The sequence below is a fragment of the Enterobacter sp. genome (assembly GCF_977039595.1).
Genome location: NZ_CDRQYH010000009.1, coordinates 1 through 11,712 on the forward strand (window position 1 = coordinate 1; position 11,712 = coordinate 11,712).

8 protein-coding genes are annotated in these 11,712 nt (G+C 60.5%); 4 read left to right on the forward strand and 4 right to left on the reverse strand.

The window, feature by feature from the left end; all coding sequences use genetic code 11:
- Together ACWYRJ_RS04715 and betI are read right to left on the reverse strand one after the other, a co-directional pair.
- On the reverse strand, positions 1–409 hold a 409-nt coding region (locus tag ACWYRJ_RS04715; RefSeq protein WP_455507482.1), incomplete at its 3' end, for an aldehyde dehydrogenase family protein.
- 13 nt (positions 410–422) lie between these two features.
- Entirely contained in the window at positions 423–1,010 is a 588-nt protein-coding gene (gene betI / locus ACWYRJ_RS04720) for a transcriptional regulator BetI (protein ID WP_111964437.1), read from the reverse strand.
- 128 nt (positions 1,011–1,138) lie between these two features.
- On the opposite strand from betI, the gene betT reads away from it, so the two are divergent.
- Positions 1,139–3,172 carry a choline BCCT transporter BetT gene (betT, locus tag ACWYRJ_RS04725; RefSeq protein WP_455507483.1) on the forward strand — a complete coding sequence of 678 codons (2,034 nt, stop codon included), beginning with the start codon at positions 1,139–1,141 and terminating at the stop codon, positions 3,170–3,172.
- Between the two features lie 111 nt (positions 3,173–3,283).
- On the opposite strand, the gene entD is transcribed toward betT, so the two are convergent.
- Positions 3,284–3,931, reverse strand: a complete 648-nt coding sequence (gene entD / locus ACWYRJ_RS04730; RefSeq protein ID WP_149366054.1) for an enterobactin synthase subunit EntD — start codon at positions 3,929–3,931, stop codon at positions 3,284–3,286.
- A gap of 85 nt (positions 3,932–4,016) precedes the next feature.
- The gene (locus tag ACWYRJ_RS04735) at positions 4,017–6,266 is read right to left on the reverse strand and encodes a TonB-dependent siderophore receptor (RefSeq protein WP_115874453.1); all 2,250 of its coding nucleotides are present in this window, start codon (positions 6,264–6,266) and stop codon (positions 4,017–4,019) included.
- Between the two features lie 144 nt (positions 6,267–6,410).
- On the opposite strand from ACWYRJ_RS04735, the gene fes reads away from it, so the two are divergent.
- The 3 genes from fes to entF are packed head-to-tail and all read left to right on the forward strand — an operon-like array spanning position 6,411 to position 11,687.
- Entirely contained in the window at positions 6,411–7,610 is a 1,200-nt protein-coding gene (gene fes, locus ACWYRJ_RS04740) for an enterochelin esterase (RefSeq protein WP_455507484.1), read from the forward strand.
- Positions 7,611–7,620: 10 nt separating this feature from the next.
- Entirely contained in the window at positions 7,621–7,833 is a 213-nt protein-coding gene (locus ACWYRJ_RS04745) for an MbtH family protein (protein ID WP_149366052.1), read from the forward strand.
- On the forward strand, positions 7,830–11,687 hold the full coding sequence (entF, locus tag ACWYRJ_RS04750) for an enterobactin non-ribosomal peptide synthetase EntF (RefSeq protein ID WP_455507485.1): 3,858 nt from the start codon (positions 7,830–7,832) through the stop codon (positions 11,685–11,687). The genes ACWYRJ_RS04745 and entF overlap by 4 nt, the downstream gene beginning before the upstream one ends.
- Positions 11,688–11,712: the final 25 nt, after the last annotated feature.

Below are 11,712 nucleotides of genomic sequence, written 5' to 3' on the forward strand. Positions count from 1 at the left end.
AGACAAACGAGGTCTCACGCAGCGGGATCTGGCTGCCTTCCAGCGCCGGGATCAGCCCGGCGTAGTACTCCAGCACGTCCGCGCCGGTGACGATGTCGACGGTGGAAGTTTCGGAATACGCTTTACCGGTGTCGAGGGTTTCCAGCTTTGCCAGCTCGTCGTTACGCTCGCGCAGGATGTCGACGGCGCGACGCAGGATGCGCGAGCGCTCCATGGCGGTCATCGCCGCCCAGACTTTTTGCCCGCGCGTTGCGCTTTCTACGGCGCGATCGACGTCCTCGCGCCCGGCGGCCTGTACGCTTGCCAGGACTTCACCGTTGGCCGGGTTAATGGTCTCGAAGGTGCGACCGCTGGTGGCGGATGTATAACCACCATTGATATAAAGCTGCTGTTCTGCCATTCGGGACATAAATTCTCCTCGGTTATTCGGTCGGTAAATGCTGGCTGATAAAGTGGCTGGTCAGTGACTGGGCCTGGGTCTTATCCAGCGGTTTGCCACTCAGCGCGGCGCGCAGCCACAGCCCGTCGATCAGCGCCGCCAGCCCGTAGCCCGCCTCCTGGGCCTGTTCGCGCGGCAGTTCGCGGCGGAACTCGTACACCAGGTTCGACAGCAGGCGGCGGCTGCTCACCTGCTGCAGGCGGTAGAGCATCGGCTGGTGCATGCTGCTCGCCCAGAAGGCCAGCCAGGCCTTCATTGCCGCGCCGCTGGTCTGGGTTTCATCAAAATTGCCGCCGACAATCGCCTGCAGACGCTGCTCCGCGCTGCCGTTCGGCAGGGCGTGCAGGCGGCTTAATACCGCGTCGCGCAGCTGGCCGGTGATGTCGCGCATGGTCGCTTCCAGCAGACCGTTTTTGTCTTTGAAGTAGTGACTGATGATCCCCGTGGAAACGCCCGCCCGACGGGCGATCTGCGCGATCGTCGCGTCATGCATTCCCACTTCATTTATTGCTTCCAGCGTGGCGTCGATAAGCTGCCTGCGCCGGATCGGCTGCATCCCCACTTTGGGCATTGTTGCCACTCCATTCATCAGCGTTGGTTATACATTAAAGCGGTTTTTGATTGGACGTTCAATATAAAATGTGTCTTAATTGTTGCGGATTTGGATTTTAATAGTTACAAAAACAGTGAGGATACTGGATGACAGACCTTTCACAGGACAGAGAAAAAGACAAAATCAACCCGGTCGTTTTTTATACTTCCGCCGGGCTGATTTTGTTGTTTTCCCTGACGACGATCTTCTTTCGTGATTTTTCTGCCGAGTGGATTGGGCGCACCCTGAACTGGGTGTCGAAGACCTTCGGCTGGTACTACCTGCTGGCGGCGACGCTCTATATTGTCTTCGTGGTCTGCATTGCCTGCTCGCGCTTTGGTTCGGTAAAGCTCGGGCCTGAGCAGTCCAAGCCCGAGTTCAGCCTGCTGAGCTGGGCCGCGATGCTGTTTGCCGCAGGCATCGGCATCGACCTGATGTTCTTCTCCGTGGCGGAACCGGTCACGCAGTATATGCAGCCGCCGGAAGGGGCAGGACAGACGATGGAGGCCGCGCGCCAGGCGATGGTCTGGACGCTGTTCCACTACGGACTGACGGGCTGGTCGATGTACGCCCTGATGGGCATGGCGCTCGGATACTTTAGCTATCGTTATAATTTACCCCTCACCATTCGCTCTGCGCTCTACCCGATCTTCGGTAAAAAGATTAACGGCCCGATTGGCCACAGCGTCGACATTGCGGCAGTGATCGGCACCATCTTCGGCATCGCGACAACGCTCGGGATCGGCGTGGTGCAGCTCAACTACGGGCTGAGCGTGCTGTTTGATATTCCGGACTCGATGGCGGCGAAAGCGGCGCTGATTGCGCTCTCCGTCATTATCGCCACCATTTCGGTGACGTCGGGCGTCGATAAGGGCATCCGCGTGCTCTCCGAGCTGAACGTGGCGCTGGCGCTGGGCCTGATCCTGTTCGTGCTGTTTATGGGTGATACCTCGTTCCTGCTCAATGCCTTAGTGCTGAACGTGGGCGACTACGTGAACCGCTTTATGGGCATGACGCTGAACAGCTTCGCCTTCGACCGCCCGGTAGAGTGGATGAACAACTGGACGCTGTTCTTCTGGGCGTGGTGGGTCGCGTGGTCGCCGTTTGTTGGCCTGTTCCTCGCGCGCATTTCGCGTGGCCGCACCATTCGTCAGTTCGTAATGGGTACGCTGATTATCCCGTTCACCTTTACCCTGCTGTGGCTGTCGATTTTCGGCAACAGCGCGCTGCACGAAATTATCCACGGCAATGCGACCTTCGCGCAGGAAGCGATGGCGCACCCGGAGCGCGGCTTCTATAGCCTGCTGGCACAGTATCCGGCGTTCACCTTTAGCGCCTCCGTGGCGACCATCACCGGCCTGCTGTTTTACGTCACCTCGGCCGATTCCGGCGCGCTGGTGCTGGGCAACTTCACCTCGAAGCTGAAGGATATTAACAGCGACGCGCCGAACTGGCTGCGCATCTTCTGGTCCGTCGCCATCGGCCTGCTGACGCTCGGCATGCTGATGACCAACGGCATCTCGGCGCTGCAGAACACCACGGTGATCATGGGGCTGCCGTTCAGCTTCGTTATCTTCTTTGTGATGGCCGGGCTGTATAAATCGCTCAAGGTGGAAGACTACCGCCGCGTCAGCGCCAGCCGCGACACCGCGCCGCGTCCGATGGGGGCGCAGGACAGGCTGAGCTGGAAGAAACGCCTGTCGCGCCTGATGAATTACCCGGGCACGCGCTACACCAAACAGATGATGGAGACCGTCTGCTTCCCTGCTATGGAAGAGGTGGCGCAGGAGCTGAAGCTGCGTGGCGCCTACGTGGAGCTCAAAAATCTGCCGCCGGAGGAGGGCGAGACCCTGGGGCACCTGGATCTGCTGGTGCACATGGGCGACGAGCAGAACTTTGTCTATCAGATCTGGCCGCAGCAGTACTCGGTTCCTGGTTTTACCTACCGGGCGCGCAGCGGGAAGTCGACCTACTACCGGCTTGAGACCTTCCTGCTGGAAGGAAGCCAGGGGAATGATTTGATGGACTACAGCAAGGAGCAGGTGATTATGGATATTCTGGACCAGTATGAACGGCACCTGAACTTTATCCATCTCCACAGGGAAGCGCCGGGTAATAGCGTGATGTTCCCGGATGTTTGAGCCTTGATCTGAAGAACGTATAAAGGCATCGCCGCTGTCCTCATGCCGGGTGGCACTGCGCTTACCCGGCCTACAAACCGCTTTACTGTAGGCCTGATAAGCGTTGCGCCATCAGGCTTTTAGCAGTGTCCACACGCTCGTATCATTATTCTGCCAGATGAGGGTGAAGCGTTTACCCTCAGGATAGTCTCCAGCCGGGTGCGAAAGCGCCAGCGTGATTGTTTTTTCCGTTAACTCTGTGACTCTCGCCCACTCAAACCCCATAAAAGTCTTCACCTGCGGAAAGAACGCCTTAAACAAACTTTCTTTGGCGCTGAATGCAAGCGTCAACGCCAGCGCAAAGGGGTAGCCCGAGCGCGTCAGGCACATCGCTTCCTGTGCATTAATGATGCCGTCCTGGATTTCTCGGGCTTCACGGTCAGGAAGAATGGCTTCGCAATCAATACCCACAAGCGCGTCTGGATAACGCACGGCAACCGCAATCGCCTGCGTGCCGCTGTGGGTGATGCTCCCTGAGACGCCTTCCGGCCAGAGCGGTTCACCGCTGGGGCCGATGCCGGGGACGGTGTGCTCAGGTAAGGCATGTGCGGCGGCAATGCGGCCTGCCAGATGCTCGGCTTTGCGTTTGCGTCCGGCTTTTGAAAGCTCTGCGTGATGGGGGAGCCAGAGAAGATCGGCGTCGGTGAAGGTGGTTGGGTCGAAGGTGACGTGGTGTACGGTATGGCCGGCGAGAATGAACGTGCGGTGGGTGGTGTGCATGGTTTCCCCTCTATCAATAAATAGTGCGGCCTGATGCCCTCACCCAGCCCTCTCCCACAGGGAGAGGGAGGCGTTGTTGCCTTTATCAGAATCGCGTATTTACGCTCATATACCACGTGCGGCCTGGCTCATTATAGGTATAAGCCCCCGCGCCGTACATATACGCGCCGGTGGTGGCGTTCCCGGTCGTCTGGGCATTCCCCGCACGCCACTGGCGCTTGTCGAAGACGTTATCCACGCCGCCGGTCAGGCTGACGTTTTTGGTCATGTCCCAGGTCGCGCTCAGACCAACGATGCTGTACGGACTGACTTCGTCTTTCTCAGACCCTGTCACAGGCTGACCTTTGTAGTTGTACTTCTTCGGCTGCTGCTTGCCGTACCAGGTAAAGGTCGACTGGAGCGACACGTCCTGATGCACCTGCCAGCTCAGGGTCGAGTTCAGCGTGTACTCTGGAATAATCGACAGACGATCGCCGGTCTCCTTGTTCTTGCTCTGCAGCATGTATGTAATATTGTTGGTCCAGTTAATGGTGTCGCTGACCGGTACGTTCAGGGAGCCTTCCAGCCCCTCGACGACCGCCTTCGGTACGTTTTCCCACTGGTAGATATCCGTCTTCACTTTACCGGACGAGGTGTGACCGATCGGCGCGTAGCCCGCTTCGATCTTGTCGCGGTAGTCGTTACGGAACCAGGTCACGCCCGCCAGCCAGCCGTCGCGCTTCCACTCCAGACCAATCTCTTTGTTGATGCTGGTTTCGGCCTTCAGGTCGTCGTTACCCATCATGTAGCAGCCCACGCCGTCGGAGCTGGCGTAGCAGCCCTGACCTTTGCTGTAGAGCAGGTAGTTCGGGTTGGTCTGGTACAGGCTCGGCGCTTTGTAGGCGCGGGCGATCCCCATCTTCAGCGTGAAGTCATCCCCCAGACCCTGCGACAGGTTAAGTGACGGGCTCCAGTTGTTGCCGACGATGGTGTGATGGTCGAAGCGCAGGGCAGGGGTCAGCATGGTGCTGTCGGTCAGCTCCATGTTGTTCTCGGCGAACAGCGAGAAAATCTCTGCCGAGGTGTACGGGCTGCGGTCGTTGCTCATGCCCGGAATGATGCCGCCCTGCTGGGTTTGCGTGAAGGAGGTGGAGTCCTTCATACGCTGCTGGTTCCACTCGGTGCCCAGCGTCAGGTTCTGGTTAACGAGGAAATCAATCGGCAGGTTGATTTCACTGTGCAGCATCACGTCGGCCAGGTCGGTGTCGGTAAATTTATTGCTGTTGAACAGCCCTTCCAGACCGCCCGCCAGCCCTTCGCCCAGACGGGAGTTGCGGGTGTGCTCGTACTGCGCCCAGTTGCTGGTCGTGATGCCGTTATCCCAGCCGCCGTTCCAGGTCACCGCGAAGTTCTGGCGATAGATACGGTTGGTCTCTTTGCCGTAGTTCTTCTTCACCAGGCCGCTGGAGCTGTTGTCGTTGTTGGTGTTCTGGGTATCACCGGCGTAGAGGTTATTCTGACGGCTGTAGCCCGCCTCAAATTCCAGGGACTGCATCGGCGCAAAGTCCCAGCGCACCACGCCGTTGATGTCTTTATTTTCCACCCCTTCACGGCCCGCGGGCAGCGTGTCGGCGTAGGCACCGGTTCGGTCAGACTGGTGACCCTGGTTGATGTCCCACGCGTCGGCCTGGGTTTTGTCCAGATTACCGAACATGCGGAAGCTGAAGTCGCCGCCCAGCGGGCCGCTCAGGCTGAAGTTGGTGCGTTTGGTGGAACCTTCATCCTTGTGCTCAGGCGCATTCAGGTAGGTGTTCCAGGAGCCGTGCCACTGGTCGTCGAATTTTTTGGTGATGATGTTCACCACGCCGCCTGCCGCGCCGTTGCCATAGCGCGCGGCGGCCGGACCGCGGATCACTTCGATGCGCTCGATCATCTCCGGCGGCACCCAGCCGGTATCGCCGCGGGTGTCGCGCTCGCCGCGCCAGCCCAGACGGATGGAGTTACGGCTGGTCACCGGCTTGCCGTCGATCAGGATCAGGGTGTTTTCTGGCCCCATGCCGCGGATATCAATCTGACGGTTATTCCCGCGCTGGCCGCTGGTGGAGTTACCGGTCAGGTTAACGCCCGGCATGGTGCGGATGATTTCCGCCACGTCCCGCGCGGGCGGGTTTTTACGTATCTCATCGGCGGTGATGGTCGATACCCCCGGCGCCTGCAGATTCTGCTCGGCGGCGGTGATCACCATCGTGTCTTCGTGCTGCGCAGAGGCGGTGTTGTCGTCTGCCAGAGCGGGCAGCGCGACGCCGTAAATCCCTAAATTGACCAGCAAGGCCAGAGAGTGAATCTTCTTATTCATTGTACGTCCTGCTTTTGTGGTTGTTTTATGAGCGCTTCCCACAGCGCGGGCACTACGCTATTGCAAATGCAAATAGTTATCAATAATATTATCAATAAAATTTGCTCTGAAACAAAAAAGACTGTTAAACATGAGGTTATAAGGGTGACGGCGTTAACAACGGGAAGTGAGGCGTGGTGGGAGTCTAAAAACGGGCCTGAATGGAAGCCGGAAAAGGGAAAATATCGCGTCACGTTCTGGTGGCGTGACCCGGCAGGAACGCAAACAACGTCACCGATCAAACGCGTCTGGCTCTACGTCACCGGCGTGACCGATCATCACCAAAATGCCCGTCCGCAGTCCCTCAAACGCATTCCCGATACCGACGTCTGGCAGTGGCAGGGTGAGTTCAGCCCCGAGTGGCGCGGAAGCTACTGCTTTATCCCCTCTGTTAATGAAAACGATTTTGCCAGCGTCGTGTTTGAAGGCGAGCAGCCGGAACGCATGGCGCTGCGCGAGGGCTGGCGCAAGCTGCTGCCGCACGCGGTTTCAGACCCGCTGAATCCGCAGAGCTGGCGCGGCGGGCGCGGCCATGCCGTCTCCGCGCTGGAGCTGCCGGACGCGCCGGTTCAGCCGGGCTGGAATCATCCCGATACGCCGTATCAACCTCCGATTTGCATTGAGTGGGAAAGCGCGCGCCTGAAAAATCGCCGCCGCATCTGGATTTTCACCTCCGGGGGCGACAACCCGGAACGTCCGCTGGCGGTGCTGCTCGACGGGCAGTTCTGGGCCGAAAGCATGCCGGTCTGGCCTGCGCTGGCGTCTCTCACCGCCGAGCGCAAATTACCGCCTGCGGTCTACGTCTTAATCGATGTTATCGACATGCAGCATCGCAACCGCGAGCTGCCGTGCAATCCCGATTTCTGGCTGGCGGTGCAGGAAGAACTTCTCCCCCTTGTCCAAAAAAGCGCGCCGTTCAGCGACCGCGCCGACCGTACGGTGGTCGCAGGGCAAAGCTTTGGCGGGCTCGCGTCTCTTTATGCAGGCCTCAACTGGCCGCAGCGTTTTGGTTGCGTGCTCAGCCAGTCCGGCTCCTACTGGTGGCCGCACCGCGGCGGGCAGCAGGACGGGCTGTTAATCGAACAACTTAAAGCCGGTGAAATATCCCCTCGCGGGCTACGCATCATTCTTGAAGCCGGGCGCAACGAGCCGCTCATCTTCCGCGCGAATCAGGCGATTTACGCCGAACTGCACACGCACCAACCGGTTATCTGGCGTCAGGTTGACGGCGGACACGATGCGCTTTGCTGGCGCGGTGGGCTGACGCAGGGGCTGATGACCCTCTGGCAGCCGCTTATTCACTAACGGAGTCTGTATGGAATTCAGCAATCCTTTCGATAATCCGCAGGGACAGTTCGCCATTTTGCAAAATGACCAGGGGCAGTACAGCCTGTGGCCGCAGCAGTGCGAACTGCCGGCAGGATGGCGCGTGGTGTGCGAAGCACAGTCTCAGGAGGCGTGCCAGCAGTGGCTGGCGGAATACTGGCAAACGCTTGAGCCGTCTCACTTTGCGGGAGAGAACGCATGAACCGTCTTCCTCTCGTCGCTGCCCAGCCGGGTATCTGGATGGCGGAACAGCTGTCCACGCTGCCAAACGCCTGGAGCGTGGCGCACTACACCGAGCTGAAAGGCGATATTGATGCGCCACTGCTGGCAAAAGCCATTGCCGCAGGCATGATGCAGGCCGATACCCTGCGCATGCGCTTTGCGGAAGAAAACGGTGAGGTGTGGCAGTGGGTGGATGACACCTTCATTCTGCCGGAACCGCCCGTTGTTCGCGTTGATTCCCACGCCGCCGCCGTGGCGCTGATGGAATCCGATCTTAAACAGAACCTGCGCGTCGACAGCGGCCAGCCGCTGGCGTTTCACCAGCTGATTCAGGTCGGTGAAAACCACTGGTACTGGTATCAGCGCTATCATCATCTGGTAGTGGATGGCTTCAGCTTCCCGGCCATTACCCGCCAGATCGCCGCAATTTATGCCGCGTGGAAAAAGGGCGAAACCACGCCTGAATCCCCGTTTACGCCTTTTGAAGAGGTAGTGGGCGAGTACCAGCGCTATCGCGAGAGCGAGGCGTACCGGCGCGACGGCGCCTTCTGGGCCGAGCAGCGTAAACAGCTGCCTTCTCCGGTCTCGCTCTCTTCCGCGCCGCTGCCTGGACGCGCCGCCACGAGCGATATTCTTCGCCTGAAGGTTGACGCCGACGGTCGCGCCTTTAGCCAGCTTGCGCAGGCGGCAGGGCAGACGCAGCGTACTGAACTGGCGCTTGCGCTGGTGGCGCTGTGGCTGGGCCGTCTTACCGGACGCCTGGACTACGCTGCCGGGTTTATCTTTATGCGCCGCATGGGGTCTGCCGCGCTGACCGCGACCGGCCCGGTGCTTAACGTCCTGCCGCTGGCGGTCAATATCAATGCGCAGGAGAGCCTGCCCGCGCTGGCGCTGCGCCTGGCGAACCAGCTGAAAAAAATGCGCCGCCACCAGCGCTACGACGCCGAGCAGATCGTGCGAGACAGCGGGAAAGCGGCGGGTGATGAAGCGCTGTTTGGTCCCGTGCTGAACGTTAAGGTGTTTGATTATCAGCTTGATATCGACGGTGTGGAGGCCATCACCCACACGCTGGCGACCGGCCCGGTGAACGATCTGGAACTGGCGCTGTTCCCGGACGAGCGGGGCGGGTTGGGCATTGAGATCCTCGCCAATAAACAGCGCTACGACGAGGCGACGCTGACGCGTCACGTCGCGCGCCTGAACGCGATGCTGAGGCAATTTGCAGCCAACCCGGACCTGCGCTGCGGCGAGGTGGAAACCGTTTCAGAACAAGAATATGCCCAACTGGCGCGCATCAACGATACCGGACTGGCGCTGCCGTCCACTACGCTCGCGGATCTGGTGGCGGAACAGGCGAGCAAAACGCCGGACGCCCTGGCGCTGGCGGATGCGCATAATGAGCTGAACTATCGCCAGATGCGCGAGCAGGTCATCGCGCTGGCAAACCTGCTGCGCGCGCGCGGCGTGAAGCCGGGCGACAGCGTGGCGGTGGCCCTGCCGCGCTCGGTATTCCTGACGTTAGCACTGCACGGCATTGTGGAGGCGGGCGCCGCGTGGCTGCCGCTCGACACCGGCTACCCGGACGATCGCCTGCGGATGATGCTGGAGGATGCGAAGCCGTCCCTGCTTATTACCACTGACGAACAGCTTTCGCGCTTTAGCGATCTTTCCGTCGAGACGTTTAGTTACAACACGCTATTACCGACCGCGGGTGCTGAGCCGCTGCGGCTGGCGAAGCCGGAGCAGACGGCGTACATCATCTTTACCTCCGGCTCGACCGGGCGTCCAAAAGGGGTCATGGTCGGCCATACCGCTATCGTCAACCGCCTGAAGTGGATGCAGGATCGCTACCCTCTGAACGCGAACGACGTGGTGGCGCAGAAAACGCCGTGCAGCTTTGACGTGTCGGTGTGGGAGTTCTGGTGGCCGTTTATCGCCGGGGCGAAGCTGGTGATGGCCGAGCCGGACGCGCACCGCGATCCGCAGGCGATGCAGAGCTTCTTCGCCCACTACGGCGTGACCACCACCCACTTCGTACCGTCGATGCTGGCGGCGTTTGTTGCCTCACTGACGCCGGAAAACGTCGACTGCTGCAAAACGCTTAAGCAGGTGTTCTGCAGCGGCGAAGCGCTGCCGACGGAACTGTGCCGCGAGTGGGAACAGCTGACCCACGTGCCGCTGCACAACCTCTATGGCCCGACGGAAGCGGCGGTAGACGTCAGCTGGTATCCGGCGTATGGCCCTGAGCTGGCGGCAGTTGCAGGCAACAGCGTGCCGATCGGCTTCCCGGTGTGGAACACGGGCCTGCGCATTCTGGATGCCATGATGCGCCCGGTGCCGTTCGGCGTGGCGGGCGATCTCTACCTCACCGGCATTCAACTGGCGCAGGGATATCTGGGCCGTCCGGACCTCACCGCCAGCCGCTTTATTGCTGACCCGTTCGCTCCCGGCGAGCGCATGTACCGCACCGGCGACGTTGCCCGCTGGCTGGATAACGGCGCGGTGGAATATCTCGGCCGCAGCGACGATCAGCTAAAAATTCGCGGTCAGCGCATTGAGCTGGGCGAAATCGACCGGGCGATGCTGTCGCTGCCGGACGTGGCCCAGGCTGTGGCGCACGCCTGCGTCTTCAACCAGGCGGCTGCAACGGGTGGCGATGCCCGTCAGCTGGTGGGGTACGTGGTTTCTGGATCCGGTATACCGCTGGATCGCGACGCGCTGCTGGAATCACTCAAAGCCCAGTTGCCGCCGCATATGGTGCCGGTTGTGCTGCTGCAAATCAGCGCGCTGCCGCTGAGCGCCAACGGCAAGCTTGACCGCAAGGCGCTGCCGCTGCCGGAACTGACCCGCAATACCTCAGGGCGGGCGCCGGAAAGCGAAACCGAAATCGCCGTCGCGCAGGCTTTTACCGCGCTGCTGGGCTGCGAGATCAATGACATCGAGGCGGATTTCTTTGCCCTCGGCGGCCACTCGCTGCTGGCCATGCGTCTGGCGGCGCAGCTTAGCCGCACGTTCAACCGTAAGGTGACGCCGGGGCAAATTATGGTTGCCTCCACGGTGAGCAAGCTTAGCGCGCTGTTGGATTCGGCGATGAGCGACGAGCAGGCGCAGCGTCTGGGGTTTGAAACGCTTCTGCCGCTGCGTGAGAGCGACGGCCCGACGCTGTTCTGCTTCCATCCGGCGTCCGGCTTCGCCTGGCAGTTTAGCGTCCTGGCGCGCTATCTCAGCCCACGCTGGTCAATCGTCGGCATTCAGTCGCCGCGCCCGGACGGCCCGATGCAGCAGTGCGCGGATCTCGATGGGGTGATCGACCATCATCTGAACACGTTGCGCAAGCAGCAGCCGCAGGGGCCGTATTACCTGTTCGGTTATTCCCTCGGCGGCACGCTGGCGCAGGGCATTGCAGCTCGTCTGCGCGAGCAGGGTGAAGAGGTGTCGTTCCTCGGCCTGCTGGATACCTGGCCGCCGGAAACCCAGAACTGGGCGGAAAAAGAGGTTAACGGTCTCGACCCGGCGGTGCTGGCGGAGATCGAACGCGAGCGTCAGGCGTTTATCGCCGCCCAGCAGGAACAGGGCTCCAGCGAGCTGTTTACCGCCATTGAGGGCAACTACGCCGATGCGGTGCGGCTGCTCACCACAGCGCACAGCGCGCGCTTCGAGGGTAAAGCGACGCTGTTTGTTGCCGAGCGCACGCGCACGATGGATCCGCAGGCCGCATGGGCGCCGTGGGTGGCGGAACTTGAGGTGAACAGCCAGGACTGCGCCCACGTGGATATCATTTCACCGCAGGCGTTTGAAAAGATTGGGCCGGTGTTGAAGGAAATTTTAGGATAGTGCAAATGCCCGGTGGCGCTGCGCT

Excerpts from the sequence above, each read along its gene's own strand:
- betI (WP_111964437.1), bottom strand. The coding sequence starts at position 1,010 with ATGCCCAAAGTGGGGATGCAGCCGATCCGGCGCAGGCAGCTTATCGAC.
- betT (WP_455507483.1), top strand. The coding sequence starts at position 1,139 with ATGACAGACCTTTCACAGGACAGAGAAAAAGACAAAATCAACCCGGTC.
- entD (WP_149366054.1), bottom strand. The coding sequence starts at position 3,931 with ATGCACACCACCCACCGCACGTTCATTCTCGCCGGCCATACCGTACAC.
- ACWYRJ_RS04735 (WP_115874453.1), bottom strand. The coding sequence starts at position 6,266 with ATGAATAAGAAGATTCACTCTCTGGCCTTGCTGGTCAATTTAGGGATT.
- ACWYRJ_RS04745 (WP_149366052.1), top strand. The coding sequence starts at position 7,621 with ATGGAATTCAGCAATCCTTTCGATAATCCGCAGGGACAGTTCGCCATT.
- entF (WP_455507485.1), top strand. The coding sequence starts at position 7,830 with ATGAACCGTCTTCCTCTCGTCGCTGCCCAGCCGGGTATCTGGATGGCG.